A 17,281-nucleotide genomic window follows, 5' to 3' on the forward strand; every position below is an offset into this window, starting at 1 on the left:
GATCACAGAGTGTCACCCTGGGGGGGGAAACCGGGAATGAAGGCGTTGTCATGGATGCGCGCGCGACCGAAGACGCTGGCGTCCGCGGCGGGTGTCACGGTCGGGGTCATCGCCCTCACCACGATGGCCTTCACGTATGAAGGGTTCCCGACCACCAAGGTCGACCTGAACGACGGCGGCGTCTGGATCACCAAGACCTCGAGCCTGCTCGTCGGGCACTTCAACAACGAGTCCACGGTCCTCGACGGCGGTCTGCGCACCACGAGCGAGAACTACGACATCCTCCAGGCCGCGGCGAACGTGCTCGTCGTCGACGAGAGTGCATCGACCGTGACGGCGATCGACCCGGCACGGGTCTCGCTCGGAGATTCGGCGATCATCCCCTCCACCGCCAAGGTCGCGATGGGGGCGAACACGGCGGCGATCCTGGATGAGAAGTCCGGAGATCTCTGGGTCGTCCCGGTGAAGGGCATCGCGTCGTTCGAGATCGAGGCGGCGGAACCCGTCGCCGAGCTGGGCGAGAACGCCGACGTCACCGTCGCCGACGACGGCACGGTGTTCGCACTCTCCGCCGAGCGCGGCGAGGTCGTGACGGTTCCCGTCGACAACGAAGGTGCGCCGCGGGACACCTCCACGGCTTCGGTCGGCGAGGTCGATGCGGCCGCGAAGCCGACGATCACCGCCGTGGGTCGCACACCCGTGGTGTTCGACGAGGCGGCGGGCGTCGTCACGACCCCGGGCGGCTTCCGCACAGAGGTCCCGGGCGCGAAGGATGCCGTGCTGCAACAGGCGTCTGCCGCGAACGACGCGGTCGCGATCGCCACCCCGTCCGCTCTGGTGCGTGTGCCGCTCGACGGCAGCGACCCCGAAGAGACCTCGGCCGGTAGCGCAGGTACGGCCGCCGCACCGGTCTGGCTCCGCGGCTGCACCTACGGTGCCTGGGCGGGTTCGGCGACCTTCATCCGGGAATGCCCCGGCGATTCCAACGACGTGAACTCCCCGATCGAGGGAGCAGAGGATTCCGCGAGCCTGACCTTCCGCGTGAACCGGGACGTGATCATCCTCAACGATGCCGTCGGCGGTGCCGCCTGGATGGCCAACGAGAGCCTGCAGCGTGTCGACAACTGGAACGACCTGACTCCGCCCGAGGGTGAGACGGAGAACGAGGAGGACTCGACCGAGGAGACCGTCGAGACCACCCTTCCCGAGCGCAGCGAGCAGAACACCCCGCCGATCGCGGAGGACGACTCCTACGGTGTGCGGCCGGGTGCCACGACGCTGCTCCCCGTGCTCGACAACGACAACGACCCCGACGGGGATGTGCTCGTCGCGGCCCTCGCCGAGGCGCAGCCCGCGATCGGCGCCGTCCAGCCGATCAACAACGGCGGCTCGCTCCAGATCGCCGTCGAAGAGAAGGCCTCCGGTACCGCGAGTTTCACCTATGAGGTCGACGACGGACGCGGGGGCAAGGACACGGCCGTCGTGTCGCTCGCCGTGCACGACTGGAACGAGAACGGCGCTCCGACGCCCAAGCGCAAGACCGCGCTCGCCGTGGAGACCGGGGGCACGATCTCGTACAACATCCTCCCCGACTGGATCGATCCCGACGGCGACGACATCTATCTGAAGGAGGTGATCGCGGCTCCCGGCGACGAGGTCGACTTCAGCAAGGACGGTCAGATCACCTACAAGGCCACCGCCAGCCTGCAAGGACGCAAAGACGTGCAGGTGACCGTGGCGGACGCCTTCGGGAAGCTGGGCACGTCGACGATCGCGCTCGATGTCCGGCCGCAGGGCTCGACCAACCCGAAGACCAACGCCGACCATGTCATCACCAAGGTGGGCGAACAGGTCACCATCGCGCCGACGGCGAACGACACGAGCACCTCCCGCGAGCCGCTGCGCCTCAGCCGGGTTCTCGACACCCCGGGCGCGACGATCATCCCGAACACCCCGAACAAGACCTTCTCCTTCATGGCGGAGAAGGCCGGGGTCTACTACGTGCAGTATCAGGTCACCACCGGGCCCAAGAACGGCGAGGGACTCGTCCGCGTCGACGTGATGCCCGAATCGGAGACCGACCTCCCGCCGGTCGCCGTTCGTGACGTCGCGCTCCTGCCCACCGGCGGGGATGTGCTGCTCGGCGTGCTCAACAACGACACCGATCCCGGCGGGGGGATCCTCGTGGTGCAGTCGGTGTCGCTGGAGCCGAACAGCGGCATCTCGGTCTCGGTGCTCAACCACGAGACGCTGCGCATCACCGATCAGGGAGCGCTCGAGGAGCAGGTGCGGATCAAGTACCGGATCTCGAACGGCTCGAAGTCGGCCGAGGGTGAGGTCGTGGTGATCCCCATCCCCGCACCGGACGAACTCCTCCAGCCGATCGCCAACCCGGACACGGCGACCGTGCGCGCCGGAGATGTGGTCACGATCCCGGTGCTCGACAACGACACGCATCCCAGCGACGACGTCATGCACCTCGAGCCGGAGCTCATCGAGCCCTTCGTCGACCCGGAGGACGGCGAGGCGTTCGTCTCGCAGGACGCGGTGCGCTTCAAAGCGGGCCCGGAAGCCAAGACGGTGTACCTCACCTATGAGGTCGTCGACTCGCGCCAGCAGAAGGCCGCCGGCTACGTCACCATCCAGATCCTGCCGATCGACGAGGAGAAGAACGCCGCTCCGCGTCCTCAAGACCTCGTGGCGCGCACGCTCGCCGGCACCGAGGTGAACATCGCCGTCCCGCTGGACGGAATCGACACCGATGGCGACTCCGTGGAGCTGGTCGGCCTCGATTCGAGTCCGAGCAAGGGACGGGTGCTCAACGGGCCGAACTACTTCACGTACGAAGCGTTCGACGGGGCGTCCGGCGTCGACGTGTTCAAGTACCGCGTGCGCGATCGACTCGGCAAGGAGGGCGTCGCCACGATCCGCGTCGGCATCGCCCCCGCGGAGGAGATCAACCAGCCGCCGTATGCGGTGAAGGACGCCGTGGTCGTGCGACCGGGGCGTGAGATCGCCGTGCCCGTCCTCGCGAACGACTCCGATCCCGAGGGCGACAAGGTCTCCCTCGTCAAGGACGGGCTCGAGCTTCCGGAGGGGTTGGATGCGCGGGTCTCCGGTGACCGCGTGCTCGTTCAGGCACCCGACGCGCCCACCGAGACCTCGCTGCAGTACACCGTGTCGGATTCCCGCGGGGCGACGGCGATGGCGACCCTGCAGATCACGGTCGATGAAGACGTTCCCCTGCAAGCTCCCGTCGCACGCGACGACCGATTGCAGCCCGCGGATCTGAAGGACGGCGGACTGACCGCGGACCTCGACATCCTGGCCAATGACGAAGACCCGGACGGCACGACCGACCGGCTCACGGTCGATGTCGGCGAAGGCGGCACACGGCTCGAGAACGGAAAGGTGCGCGTCACCGTCACGGATGAGCTGCAGTTGATCCGGTACACCCTCACCGACCGCGACGACCTGCAGGCGTCGGCGTTCATCTTCGTCCCCTCGCGGGCAGACCTTCGCCCGACGCTCACGTCGACGAAGCCGCTCGAAGTGGTCAGCGGCGAGACCGAGATCCTGCCGCTGTCGAAGTACGTGACGGTGGCGGGCGGCGGCGACGTCGTCATCACCGAGAAGGCGAAGATCAGCGCGAGCCATGCCGACGGCGCAGATCTTCTCCAAGACGCGAAGACGCTGGTCTACACGTCCGCCGACGGCTACTTCGGGCCCGACGCGCTCACGTTCGAGGTCACGGACGGCGATGGGCCCGACGACCCGGAGGGGCGCAAGGCCACGCTCAGCATCCCCATCAACGTGCTGCCCCCGGAGAACCAGCAGCCCACGTTCGTCCAGGGACAGGTCAACGTCGCGCCCGGTGAGTCGGCGGTCGCGCTGGACCTCGCCGCGCTGACCGACGACCCCGACCCCGAAGACAAGGGGAAGCACGACTACGCACTCGTCGGCGGCGAGGGCAAGGGTGTCTCCGCGCGTGTCGACGGCGACGAACTCCGCGTGGAAGCGTCGTCGAACGCCAAGAAGGGGACGACGGTCACGCTGAAGCTCCGCGTGTCGGACGGCACGACCGAGCCGGTGGAGGGCACCGTCACCGTCCTCGTCACGGCATCGACCCGTCCCATGCCCGCGGCCAACACCGACACCATCTCCGAAGCGGATGCAGGCGAGACCATCACGGTCCCCGCTCTCGCCAACGACTTCAACCCGTTCCCCGAGACCCCGCTGAAGATCGTGTCCGCGGTGACCGAGTCCGGTGGCGGCGAGGTCGGCTTCACCGACGACCAGGTGACCATCACCCCGTCGAAGTCGTTCGTGGGCACGCTCGTCGTCCGCTATCGCATCCAGGACGCGACGGAGGACCCCGATCGGGAGGTCAACGGACAGATCGTCGTCACGGTTCAGGACGTTCCGGACGCGCCCGGGGTTCCGGTCATCGCGAGCGTGCAGGACCGCACGGTCGTGGTGTCGTTCTCCGCGCCGTCGAACAACGGCGCCGAGATCACGAAGTACACCGTGAGGTCCGTGGGCGGGAACCCGTACACCAAGGAGTGCCAGTCCACGACGTGCACGCTCGACGGCCTCACCAACAACGTGGAATACACGTTCCAGGTGACCGCGACCAACCGTGTGGGCGAGTCGCAGCCCTCCGCGGCCTCCGCCCCGGCGCGGCCCGATGCGCGTCCCGATACACCGAACCCGCCCACCCTCGTGTTCGGGGACAAGTCCCTCAAGGTGGCCTGGAAGACGCCGAGCACCCCGGGCTCACCGGTCGAGCGGTACACGCTCGAGATCTCACCCGCGCCGCCGTCCGGCGTCACGCAGAAGGAGGTCACGGGCAACTCCACCACGTGGGAAGGGCTCGAGAACGGCTCGGACTACCAGGTGCGGGTGCAGGCGCACAACAGGGCGCCCGACCCCTCCAGCTGGAGCGGCTGGTCTGCATCCGAGATCCCGGCCGGCCCGCCGAAGGCTCCCGCCGCGCCCACGACGACCGAACTCTCCCCGGTCGGCGACCAGGCGCAGATGCAGGTGAACTGGGTCGCGCCCGACAACAACGGTGACGCCATCCGCGGGTACCGTCTCGAGGTCCTTCAGGGCGGCCAGGTCGTGAGCACGCTGACGCCCGGTCCTGAGGCGCGGAGCCAGGCTATCCAGGTCCAGCCCTCCCAGACCCCGTACACGTACCGCATCCAGGCCTACAACAAGGCCGAGTGGGGCGAGATGAGTGCGCCGTCGGCGCCGCGCCGCGGGGTCATCCCGCCGGGAGCCCCGACGGGTCTGAAGGTCACGGACGGGGATCGCAGTCTCACCCTCGCCTTCAACGCCGGTTCCAGCGGTGGGGCGGCGAGCAACGAGATCAGCTACCAGTACCGTCTGAACGGCGGCGGCGGATGGTCGGCCCTTCCCGGAAACCAGAAGATCGGTGGGCTGACCAACGGAACCTCCTACAGTGTCGAGGTGCGCGCCGTCGCGAGCGTCAGCGGCTCCACGTACGCGGGAGCCGCATCGAAGTCGGCCAGCGGCAAGCCGTACGGCAAGCCGCACGCCCCGTCGGTGAGTGCGGATCCGCTCTCGACCCAGGTGCGTCTGAAGTGGAACGCCAACGGTTCCGACAACGGACGACCCATCGAGAACGTGCAGATCAGCATCGATGGCGGCGGCTGGCAGAACGTCAGCAAGACCGGCTCGACCGACGTCGGGAACGGGCACAGCCAGACGCACTCGATCCGCGCCCGCGCGCAGGACTCGACGGGCGCCTGGTCCGATCCCAGCGGGACCGCATCCGCGACCTCCTCGCCCCCGCCGCAGCCCCGTGCCTGGGTGACGAGAGGCACGGCCGGGAACTGGCCAGGGCAGTGCACCGACGGCACCTGCGCGAAGTTCGTCATCAACACCTCGAACTTCCCTGCCGGGAGGTATCAGGTCTGGTGCAACAGCAATGCGCCACTCGCAGGACCGAAGTTCGCGGGCGGCTCGAGCTGGAACATCCCCGCCAACGGTTCCATCGAGATCGGCTGCTTCCACGGCGCGGGTGGCCGTGGCTACGAGGTGTGGGTCACGATCGGCAACACCGACTACGAACGCCGTGCCTGGTAGCGGCGCCCCTTCCATCCGAGAGGAAGCAGTACTCCCATGACAATGACCCCTGAGCAGGCCGCCTGGTTCCAGGGCACCTTCCAGCGCCTCGTCGCGAACATCGACAAGGCGGTGCAGGGCAAGCAGGAGATCGTCGGCCTCGTGCTGGCGTCGATGCTCGCCGAGGGGCATGTGCTCCTCGAGGACGCACCCGGCACCGGCAAGACGAGCCTCGCGAAGGCCCTCGCGGCGACCGTGCAGGGCACCAGCGCGCGCATCCAGTTCACGCCGGACCTGCTGCCCTCCGACGTCACGGGTGTGACCATCTACGACCAGCAGTCCCACCGGTTCGAGTTCCACAAGGGACCGATCTTCGCGTCGATCGTGCTGGCGGATGAGATCAACCGCGCCTCGCCGAAGACCCAGTCGGCGCTCCTGGAGGTCATGGAGGAGTCTCGCGTCACGGTCGACGGCGTCACGCATGAGACCGGTCGCCCGTTCCTCGTGATCGCCACGCAGAACCCCATCGAGCAGGCGGGAACCTACAAGCTTCCCGAGGCGCAGCTGGACCGCTTCCTGATCAAGACCTCGATCGGCTACCCCGACCTCGCGGTCACCGAGAGCATCCTCGCCGGAGCCTCCGACCGCAACCCCTCCGCCGGACTCTCCGCGATCATCACGACCAGTGCGGTCGCCGACATGGCCGACCTCGCCTCCACCGTGCATGTGGAGCCCGCTGTGCTCCGCTACGTGGCCGAGCTCGCCGAAGCCACCCGTGAGGACGACGCGATCCGGCTCGGCGTCTCGGTGCGCGGCGCGATCGCGATGGTCCGCATCGCCAAGGTGTGGGCCGCCGCGCAGGGTCGTCACTTCGTGCTCCCCGACGACATCAAGGCGCTCGCGCGGCCCGTGTGGCAGCACCGTCTGCTGCTCGACGCCGAGGCCGAGTTCGCCGGCACGAGCAGTGACACCGTGATCGCCCGCGTGCTCGACGGCGTCGCGGCTCCCCAGGCACGAGCGGCGGCCTGATGACCGCGGAGGCCCTTCAGGCGTCGACGCCGCCGACGGAACGCGACGCCGGATGGCGTGACATCGCGGCCGTCCTCGGTGCCCGTGCCCTGACGCGCCTCCGGAAGATCACCGCGGCGATCCGTCCGCTCGCGTGGGTGCTGATGTCCCTCGCCATCGTGTTCTGGGTGCTCGGTCAGATCGCCGGCTGGGCCGAGTTCACGGTCGCCGCCGTCGTGATCGCGATCGCCGTCACCCTGTGCGCGCTGTTCCTCATCGGCCGCACCGCCTACGACGTGTCGCTCGACCTCGCCCGCACCCGTGTGGTGGTGGGGGAGCGCGCGGTCGGCGCACTCACCCTCGCCAACCGTGGCAGCAGGGCGATCCTGCCCTCGCGCGTGGTGCTCCCGGTGGGTGCCGGTCGTGGGGAGTTCGGGATCCAGCGCCTGGCCCCCGGAGAGGAGGCGGAGGAGCTCTTCGCCATCCCGACCCAGAAGCGCGGCGTCGTCAAGGTCGGACCCGTGAGCGTCGTGCGCGGAGACCCCCTCGGTCTCTTCGAACGGGCGCACCGCCGGGACGACCCGGTGGACCTGTTCGTGCATCCGCGCACCGTGCTGTTCGACGGACAGTCCCTCGGCTACCTGCGCGACCTGGAGGGGCTTCCGGCCACGGACCTCTCGCGCGACGACGTCTCCTTCCACGCGCTTCTGGAGTATCAGCCGGGCGATGACCTGCGTCATGTGCACTGGCGTTCGACCGCCCGCACCGGCACGATGATGGTCCGCCAGTACGAGGAGACGCGGCGTTCCCACTTCGTGATCGGTCTGTCGCGCTCGCTGTCCGACTACGCCACCCCCGAGGACTTCGAGCTCGGTATCTCGGCCGCGGGGTCGATCGGCCTCCGCGCGCTCCGCGACTCGCAGCGCGTCGACGTGCGCGTGCAGGGGCGTGAGCTCCCGGCCGGCACCGGAAAGCAGCTGTTGGACTCCCTCTCCGCCGTCGAGGGCAGCAAGCCGCGCGAGGGCGGCATCGCCGACCTCGCCGGGATCGTGTCGGTCACGATGCCGCTCGCCAGTGTGGTGGTGCTCGTGTGCGGCTCGCGGGTGCGCTCCGACGATCTGCGCCTCGCGTGCTCGCGGCTGCCCTTCGGCGCGAAGGCGCTGGCCGTCGTCGCCGACACCAGCGTGTCCGCTCCGACGCTTCGGCGGATCGGTGACGCGGACGTGGTCACCGTCGGCGCCCTCGAACAGATTCCGCTCGCTCTGCAGAAGGTGCTCGCATGACCGTGCCCGCCGCCGGCCCCGCGGGTCTCGCCGTGCGCCGATGGATCCTCGATCTGGGAGCGACCGCACTCCTCGTGACGACCGCGTTGATCGGCTTCTGGCCGACGTTCGCCGGTCCGTCCTTCCTCCCGGCCGCCGTCGGCGGCATCCTGATCGGGCTGGCGATCGCGGCGGTCGCGACCTGGCGACGATGGGGCATCCTGATCACGACGGGGCTCACGGTCGCCGCCTACTTCGTCTTCGGCGGGGCCCTCGCGCTCCCACAGACCTCCCTCCTCGGCTTCATCCCGACGATCGAGACGCTGCAGAAGCTCGCGGTGGGGACCGTCACCGCCTGGAAGCAGATGCTCACCACCGTCGCCCCCGTGGCTGCGGTCGACGGACACCTGGTGGTCCCGTTCCTGCTGGCGCTCGTCGTCACCACGCTCACCGCGTCTCTCGCGCTCCGGCTGCCACAGGTCGCCTGGGCACTGCTCCCGGCCGGGGTACTGCTGATGCTCGTCATCGCCCTCGGCACACCGGAGCCCGCCTTCCCTCTGGTGCAGGGGCTCGTCTTCGCCGTGGTGAGCATGTCGTGGCTCGCTCTGCGGCAACTGTGGGCACCACAGAACATGGCCGTCTCCGTCAGCGAGGTCGACCCTTCGCGTGCGACCCAGATGCGCACCCGACGGCTGCTGGCCGGCGTCGCCGTGCTGGCCGTCGCCGCAGGCACCGGCGTCGCCGCGAGCGCCGTCGCGAACCCGGCACAGCCGCGGCACGTGTTCCGCGACGTGATCATCCCGCCGTTCGACATCCGCGACTACCCGAGCCCGTTGCAGGCGTTCCGCAAGAACGTGCGCGACGAGGCCTCCGAGACCCTCTTCACGGTGCAGGGCCTCCCCCAGGGCGCACGTGTCCGCACCGCGGTCATGGATCAGTTCGACGGCATGGTCTACAACGTCACGGACGGCGGCCCGACGTCGTCGAGCGCGTTCGCACCGTTGCGTTCCAACATGGCACCGGATGCCGAGGGCGTCCCGGTCACGCTGAAGTTCGCGATCGACGGCTACGGCGGTGTCTGGATGCCGACCGCCGGAGAGCTGTCCGAGATCCGGTTCGAGGGAGCGCGCGCCGAAGACCTGCGTCGTGGCACGTACGTCAACACCGTGACCGGTACCGCGGTCGCGACGCCGAAGCTCACCCAGGGTGACGAGTACGTCGTCGATGCCGTCGTGCCCGCCGTCCCCGATGACGAACAGCTCGCCGAGGTGCCGTTCGGCAAGGTGGCGCTGCCGACGTCGAGCAACGTGCCGGAAGAGCTCACCTCGCTCGCGGCGGAGACCGTATCGGGTGCGGAGACGCCGATCGAGCAGGTACGGGCGTTGGAGAACTTCCTCTCCGAGGGCGGTTTCTTCAGCCACGGGCTCGAGGGAGAGGTGCTGTCCCGCGCGGGCCACACCGCCGAGCGCATCTCGACGCTGGTCGGTGCTGACCAGATGATCGGTGACGACGAGCAGTATGCCGTGGCGATGGCGCTGCTCGCGGGGCAGCTCGACATCCCGGCGCGCGTCGTCATGGGGTACTACCCCGACGAGGAGCAGGCGGGGGAAGCGGTGTTCACCGCCACGGGCGACAACGTCCACGCCTGGGTCGAGGTGAACTTCGAGGGCATCGGTTGGGTGACCTTCAACCCGACTCCGCCCGAAGACCAGGTGCCGAACGACCAGAACACCAAGCCCCGCGTCGACCCGAAGCCGCAGGTGCTGCAGCCGCCACCCCCGCCGCAGGAACCCGTCGATCTGCCGCCCACCCTTCCCGACGACCGGGAGTCCGAGGACGAGAGCCTGAACCTCGCCGGCATCATCGGTGCGATCCTCGTGATCGGTGGCATCTCGCTCGCGGTGATCGCGCTCCTCGCGTCGCCGTTCATCGTGATCGGCGCGTGGAAGGCCGCGAAGCGTCGGTCGCGCCGCGCCGCCGCGCGCACCGCCGACCGCATCAGTGGCGGGTGGGACGAGCTGACCGATCGCGCGATCGACTACGGTGCGCGGCTCACGCCCGGAGGCACCCGGACCGAGGAAGCCGAGGTCGTGGCCACCGCGCTGACGGTTCCGCAGGTGACCGCGCTCGCCGAGCGGGCCGACGCCGAGGTGTTCGGTCCCACAGAGCCGAGCCCGCAAGACGTGGAGTCCTTCTGGCACGAGGTCGACGGCATCGTCGGCGGTCTCGGCAAGGACGCCGGTTTCTGGAAGCGCGTGAAGGCGCGCTTGAGCGTTCGCTCGCTCGTCGGCGGCACCGCGATCTCGAACGGCCTGCAGAACCTCAAGGACGCCGCGACCGCGCGCGTACGCCGCGAACCTGGCACCATCAAGAACAGCACGACGCCCCCGTCCTCCGAGAGTGAGACCCCATGACGCAGCCTGCGCTCGATCAGATCGCGCCCCTCTCCCGTCGCGCGGTCGCCTATGTCATCGATGCCCTGATCGCCGGGGGCCTCGCGATCGTGCTCGGCGGGGGACTCCTGGTCGCCGCGTCGCTCACCGGCAGTGTCGAGGGGATGGTGGGAGTCCTCCTCGTCGGCGGTCCGGTGGTGAGCCTGGTGCTGCTCGGCTGGTTCGTGGTCTACACCGTCATGCAGGCAGGGGCCGGCTCGATCGGCATGCGCGCCCAGGGCGTGCGGCTCGTCGCCGCTGCGGACGGCGGCCCGCTCGGCTTCGGGCGTGCACTGCTGCGCAACGTGATCTTCGGCCTCGCCGCGGCCGTCGTGGTGGGGTACTTCACTCCGCTCTTCGACGGGTCGGGGCGCTTCCAGGGGTGGCACGACAAGGTCGCAGGCTCTCTGATCCTGGATGCACGGAAGGCGGGTCCCGTCGGATCGGCGTCCGAGGCCGCCTCCTCCTCGTCCGCCTCTGCGCCGGGCCTCGCCACACCGACGACCGGACCGGCGATCCCTGGACTCCCGCAGTCCGTTCCGGCTGCTTCGGCAGCGTCGGCTGCCCCCGTTGCTCCGGCCCCGCCCGCTCCGGCATCCTCATCCCTCCCGCCGCGGCCGGCTGCGCCCCCTGCGCCGGTGGCCGAGAGCGGATCCCTCATCGCCTTCGTCCCGGGCATCACCCAGGATGCGCCGTCGCGGTCGGAGCCTCCCGCGCAGCCCGAGCCTGAACTCGACGCGACCGTCCAGCAGCACCCCGTGGCTCCCGTGACGCCGCCCGCACCTCCGGCGCCGGTCGCTGCTCCGCCGGTCGCTGCTCCACCGGTCCCGCCGCTCCCGGTGGCACCCGTGCCGGCAGTGCCGGAGGTCGTCGAGCAGGATGACGATCTCGAAGAGACCCGGATCAGCGTCCCCGGCCATCGTCTGGTCTTCACGTGGGATGACGGCACACGGGTCTCCGTCTCGCGGCGCACCATCTTCGGCCGCAACCCCGCCCCGGAGGAGGGCGCGACGCTCGTGCCCGTGCGTGACGAGACGCTGTCGCTCTCCAAGACGCATTTCGAGGCGGCCGCCGAGACCTCCGGCGGATGGGTGCGGGATCGCCACTCGACCAACGGGATGACCATCGTCCGCGACGGCCAGCGCATCGCGTGCCCGGCCGGGCAGCGGGTGCCGGTGCGTCTGGGCGACGCGATCGAGATCGGCGACCGCATCGTGACGATCGGCGGATACGCATGAGGCCGGGACTCATCGTCTCCACCGGGTCGGCGACGCATCCGGGGCTCCGGCGCGCGCTGAACGAAGACGCGCATCTGGCTTCGGCTCCGGTGTTCCTGGTCGCCGACGGGATGGGCGGGCACGAGGCCGGTGAGCGCGCGAGTGCCGCCGTCATCGCCGAGTTCGCCCGGTACATCGGCCGACCGGCGCTCGAGCTCGACGACGTCCGGCACGCCCTCTCCGTCTCGCGGACGAGCGTCGAGGATCTGTCGACCTCGGGCAACGGACGCGCCGGGACGACCCTCAGCGGTGTTGTCATCGCCTCGGTCGACGGCATGGGGTACTGGCTCGCGGTCAACATCGGAGACTCCCGGACCTATCGTCTCGCCGACGGCGAGCTGGAGCAGATCAGTGTCGATCACTCCGTGGTGCAGGAGCTGATCGAGTCCGGTGAGCTCTCCGTCGAAGATGCCGTCTCGGATCGCCGCCGGAACATCATCACCCGCGCCATCGGTGCGAGCAGCACGGGCGACGCCGACTACTGGATGTTCCCCGCCGAACTCGGCGATCGCATCCTCGTCTGCTCGGACGGTCTCACCTCCGAAGTGCCGGACACGCGTATCCGCGAGGTGCTGGCCTCGGAATCCGATCCGCAGAAGGCCGCCGACGCCTTGACAGCCGATGCGGTGAGCGCCGGGGGTCGAGACAACATCACCGTGATCGTCGTGGACGCGGTCTCGGTCGCGTCGCGGCCGGGAACGCTGACAGCCACCGACGACGACGACATCGACGCCGACACGCGTCCACGAGAAGCCACAGCAGGAGGGGTTCGCTGATGCAGACCATCTACCGACCGGGACAGTGGTATCTGATCGTCATCCCCGGCGCGCTCGTCGCGCTCCCGCCCGATGTCCCCGGCGATGTCGTCGCCCGGCTGTGGGAACGCCTGCCGGAGGCGAAGACGCTCGCAACGGTCGTCGATCTCCTGACGACGCAGGCGGGCCGGTCCTTCACATCGCTGCCGTCGTTCGTCGCCGCCGTCGCCGAGGGAGGAGACGTGCGCATCGCCCTCCGTGGTGACGTCTCGGCACACGTGACGACCGCGACGGAATCCCTCGAGCTCTCCGGGGCGGACGTCACCACCTGGAACGAGCGGTTCCTCGGTGGCGCGACGACGATCGACATCACGGTCGAGACGACGACCGAGGCTGACGGCCTCCCCGTGCAGAGCGGGATCGTGCGGGCTGCCGCGGTGAGCGCCGACCTGGAGCCGAGCGACGCCGATCCGCTGACCAGTGCGCTCGGACCGTCCCCCGTGCTCGCCGAGCCCGCTGCAGCCGTGCAGGCCCCGGAGCCGGTGGCCGTGGAGCCCGAGCCGGCGCCGGAGCCCGAGCCGACTCCTGCGCCCGAACCCGAGCCGACTCCTGCCCCGGTCATCGAGGATGCGTTCCTCCCACCGACCGAGGTGACGCTCGCACCGCCCGTCGACGACGACTTCGATCAGCTCTGGGGTGCGACCGTGCACTCCGTCGGTGCCGCAGCCGCGGCGCCCACCCCCGCCCCGGTCGAAGGCGATCATGACGGGGCGACCGTCTCCGCGGCCGACCTGCGTGCGCTCCGCCAGCAGCCTCCCGTCGCCGATGATGTCGCGACGGACGTGCTCGACGTGACCCCGGTGCCGTCCATCGCTTCGACGGGCCGCGTGCGTCTCTCCACGGGGCAGGTGGCGGCGCTCGATCGCACGGTCATCATCGGCCGACGCCCGCGATCGACCCGTGCGAGCGGCGCGAACCTCCCGCACCTGATCGCCGTCGAGAGCCCGCAGCAGGACATCTCGCGCAGCCACCTCGAAGTGCGGCCGGAAGGTGACACCGTCGTGGTCATCGACCTGCACACCACGAACGGCTCCACCCTGCTCCGTCCCGGCGCCGACCCGGTGCGGCTGCATCCCGGGGAGCAGACGCTCGTGCTGTCCGGCGATGTCGTGGATCTCGGCGACGGAGTGACCGTCGCGTTCGAGGAGCTGCCGTGACGCGTCGCCCCTCCCCGCCGCCGGATCTGCCGGGCTTCACCTATGTGGAGCCGCTGGGCACCGGCGGTTTCGCCGATGTATTCCTGTACGAGCAGGAGATGCCGCGTCGCCGTGTCGCGGTGAAGGTACTGGTCGCCGACCGCATCTCGAGTGGCGCGGCGCAGGAGTTCGCCGACGAGGCCAACGTGATGGCGATGCTCTCGACGCATCCGGCCATCGTCACGATCTACCAGGCGGGTGTCGCCGGCGACGGTCGCCCCTACCTGGTGATGGAGTACTGCCCGCGGCCGAACCTCCAGATCCGCTCCCGCAAGGAGCCGTTCTCGGTCGCCGAGGCGCTGCGCGTCGGCATCCAGGTCGCCGGAGCCGTCGAGACCGCGCACCGGGCAGGCGTGCTGCATCGCGACATCAAGCCGGCCAACATCCTCGTCACGGAGTACAACCGGCCCGCCCTCACCGACTTCGGCATCGCATCGACGACCGGAGCGACGGGTGAGGCCTCCGGCATGTCCATCCCCTGGTCTCCGCCGGAGTCGTTCGCGGAGCCCCCGCAGAGTGGTCCGCGCACCGACGTCTGGGCGCTCGGTGCCACGCTGTACACGCTGCTGGCGGGTCGTTCGCCCTTCGAGCGGACCGGCGAACGCAACTCGAGCGCCGATCTGATCGAGCGCATCGAGCGCGCCGCTCTCCCCTCGCTGAGGAGGCCGGATTCGCCGGAGAGTCTGCAGAGGCTCCTCGAACGGTCGATGGCGAAGAACCCCGCCGATCGCTTCCCGAGCGCGGTGGCATTCGCGCGGGCACTGCAGAAGGTGCAGATCGAGCTCTCCCACTCGGTGACCCCGATCGACATCGTCGATGACCATCCGCCGGCGGAAGACCTGGAGGACGACGGCGACGGTCTGACCCGGGTGCGGGAGATCGTCAGCATCGACCCCGAACTGGCGTCGTTCACCCGCCCCTCGGCCCAGACGCAGCGGAAGGAACCGCCGGTTCCGCTGTCGGGCATTCCGCGATTCGACGCCCCGACGCCCGAGGAACCGCTCGTCGAGCAGACCCAGTTGCGCCCGCCGACTCCGACGGCTGCGGCTCCACTCGCCCCCTCCGCCGACGACCGCACCATCGCGCGAGCGCCGATGGTGGTCGCCCCGGAAGAGGCGACGCCGCCTCCGGCCGTGTCGGCTGCTCCTGTCGCGGGTCCGGGAGAGCCGCCGGCGCCGCGCAGTCGCAAGGGCCTGTGGATCGTGCTCGCTGCCGCCGCGGTCGTACTCGTGGTCGGCGGGATCGTCGGGATGAACCTCCTGGTGGCGGGTGTCACCCCCGAAGCGCAGGAGACCGAGCAGGCCGTGGAGCCGAAGGATGTCGGTACGGACGTCGTGCCGAAGGTCACCGAGATCTCCGGGACGCGCGAGGGTGATCGGATCGTGTTCACCTGGACCAATCCGAGTCCGCTCGAGGGCGACTCGTTCATCTGGACACCGGTCGCGGTGTCGGGAGAGGTCGATCCGCACCAGACGCCGGATGCGACCGCGACGGTCCCCGCAGCGGCGGGCACCGTCTGCATCGACGTGATGCTGCGGCGCGACGACGGTCGTGCCTCGGAAACCGTGCGGGGGTGTGTGGAGTGACGGGGGCAGGAGGGGTGACCGTCGAGTTCGCGGGGGAGTACTTCCGCGTGAGCCGTGGTGATCGATTCATCGTGGGACGAGAGGGCGACCTCGAGCTCGACGACAATCTGTTCCTGCATCGGCACTTCCTGGAGATCACCGACTCCGACGGGCTGTGGTGGCTGTCGAACGTCGGTACCCGGCTCACCGCGACGGTGACCGACTCGGCGGGTGGCGTGCAGGCGTGGCTGGCGCCGGGTGCTCGGCTCCCACTCGTCTTCGAGAAGACGACGATCGTCTTCAGCGCGGGGCCGACCACCTACGAGCTCACCTTGCATGCAGCCGAGCCGACGTTTCGCGCGACCCGGCGCGAGCACGACGACGACGGGGCGTCCACGATCGGCGACGTTCCGCTGACCCTCAGCCAGAAGCTGCTCATCCTGGCGCTCGCCGAACCCCAGTTGCGCAGGGACGGCACTGGGATGAGTGAGATCCCGACCTCGGCGAAGGCGGCGGAGCGGCTGGGCTGGACCGTCACCCGGTTCAACCGCAAGCTCGACAACGTCTGCGACAAGTTCGACCGGGTCGGTGTGCCCGGCATGCGCGGCGGGCAACGCAGCTTCGCGACCAACAGGCGCGCACGCCTGGTCGAGCATGTGATCGCCTCGCGTCTGGTCGGCAAGAGCGACCTGCCGCTGCTCGACACCGAGCATTCCATCGACGACGTCGAGGGAGAGCAGGAGTGATCTGGGAGATCGACGACCGCGCGCCCGAGGTCGAAGGACTCGACGCGCACGGACGCCCGGACCCCGCGTACGCGGAGGCTCTCGGCCTGCGCCCCGCGGGACGGGGTGCGCGTGTGCTCGCTGCCCTGATCGAGTGGACGGTGGCGGTCGTCATCGCCCTCCCGGCCCTCATCGCTCTGACCCCGGTGCTCGCGCAGGCAGCGTCAGGACGGTTCGACGCGGAGGAGTTCTTCGCGCGGGGGGATCTGGTGTGGCTCATCGTGGCCGCTGCAGTGTCGCAAGGGCTCATGATCGCCTACCTCGTCGTCCAGCTCGTCCTGCATGGCCGCAAGGGGGTGACGCTCGGCAAGGCGATCTGCGGTATCCGTTCCGTGAACGTCCGGACGCTCGAGCGTCCCGGCTTCTGGCGCGGCGCGGTCGTGCGCTACCTCGTCGCGTACGCCTCGCTCCTCGTTCCGCTCATCGGGCCGGTGCTGGTGATCATGCTCTCCCCGCTCTTCGACATCGAGCGGCGAGGACGCGGATGGCTCGACCTCGCCGCCGCGACCTGGTTCGTGGACGTGCGCGGCGGCCTGAACCCCTATGACCAGAAGCGGATGCGTATCGCGCGCAAGCGCGTGAAAACGCCCGAGCACGAGGAGAAGGCGCCCCTCCCGTCGCTCGCCACCCCGGTGCACCGGGATGCTCCGGCCGAGTACGTCCCGAGCGCGCGCCTCTCCGGCGGCGTCATCGGCGCGCACCGGTCCGCCGCGGGCCCTGCCCCTGAGCGTCCGGAGACCTCGGCCCCGGGCTCCCTCGTGTCGTCGACACCGCCCTCCCTGGCCACCGGCACCCCGCCCCCGGCTTCGTTCGCGCCGCCAGCTCCCGCGGCGTCGCCCGCGCCGGCTCCC

The 17,281-nt window shown here is 69.8% G+C and carries 10 protein-coding genes; all 10 read left to right on the top strand.

The genetic code is table 11. The features are described from left to right. Window positions 1–54 precede the first annotated feature (54 nt). Window positions 55–6,111, top strand: coding sequence for an Ig-like domain-containing protein (locus L978_RS08795; protein WP_231555031.1), 6,057 nt, complete (start codon window positions 55–57; stop codon window positions 6,109–6,111). Between the two features lie 36 nt (window positions 6,112–6,147). Continuing rightward, window positions 6,148–7,119, top strand: a complete 972-nt coding sequence (locus L978_RS08800; RefSeq protein WP_047522445.1) for an AAA family ATPase — start codon at window positions 6,148–6,150, stop codon at window positions 7,117–7,119. Beyond that, on the top strand, window positions 7,119–8,381 hold the full coding sequence (locus L978_RS08805) for a DUF58 domain-containing protein (protein ID WP_047522447.1): 1,263 nt from the start codon (window positions 7,119–7,121) through the stop codon (window positions 8,379–8,381). The genes L978_RS08800 and L978_RS08805 overlap by 1 nt, the downstream gene beginning before the upstream one ends. Then, a complete protein-coding gene (locus L978_RS08810) occupies window positions 8,378–10,774 on the top strand; it encodes a transglutaminase-like domain-containing protein (RefSeq protein ID WP_047522450.1) in 2,397 nt (798 codons plus the stop codon). The genes L978_RS08805 and L978_RS08810 overlap by 4 nt, the downstream gene beginning before the upstream one ends. Beyond that, complete coding sequence (locus tag L978_RS08815) at window positions 10,771–12,030, top strand: RDD family protein (RefSeq protein WP_047522452.1); 1,260 nt, start codon at window positions 10,771–10,773, stop codon at window positions 12,028–12,030. Before L978_RS08810 ends, L978_RS08815 begins: the two co-directional genes overlap by 4 nt. Next, a complete protein-coding gene (locus L978_RS08820) occupies window positions 12,027–12,845 on the top strand; it encodes a PP2C family protein-serine/threonine phosphatase (protein WP_047522454.1) in 819 nt (272 codons plus the stop codon). The genes L978_RS08815 and L978_RS08820 overlap by 4 nt, the downstream gene beginning before the upstream one ends. Further along, window positions 12,845–14,041 carry an FHA domain-containing protein gene (locus L978_RS08825; protein ID WP_047522456.1) on the top strand — a complete coding sequence of 399 codons (1,197 nt, stop codon included), beginning with the start codon at window positions 12,845–12,847 and terminating at the stop codon, window positions 14,039–14,041. The genes L978_RS08820 and L978_RS08825 overlap by 1 nt, the downstream gene beginning before the upstream one ends. Next, window positions 14,038–15,666, top strand: a complete 1,629-nt coding sequence (locus L978_RS08830) for a serine/threonine-protein kinase (protein WP_047522459.1) — start codon at window positions 14,038–14,040, stop codon at window positions 15,664–15,666. The genes L978_RS08825 and L978_RS08830 overlap by 4 nt, the downstream gene beginning before the upstream one ends. Window positions 15,667–15,680: 14 nt before the next feature. Further along, window positions 15,681–16,391, top strand: coding sequence for a hypothetical protein (locus tag L978_RS08835; protein WP_231555032.1), 711 nt, complete (start codon window positions 15,681–15,683; stop codon window positions 16,389–16,391). After that, on the top strand, window positions 16,388–17,281 hold an 894-nt coding region (locus L978_RS08840; RefSeq protein WP_047522463.1), incomplete at its 3' end, for an RDD family protein. The genes L978_RS08835 and L978_RS08840, both read left to right, overlap by 4 nt.

The organism is Microbacterium sp. ZOR0019 (genome assembly GCF_000800925.1).
Taxonomy (GTDB): domain Bacteria; phylum Actinomycetota; class Actinomycetes; order Actinomycetales; family Microbacteriaceae; genus Microbacterium; species Microbacterium aurugineum.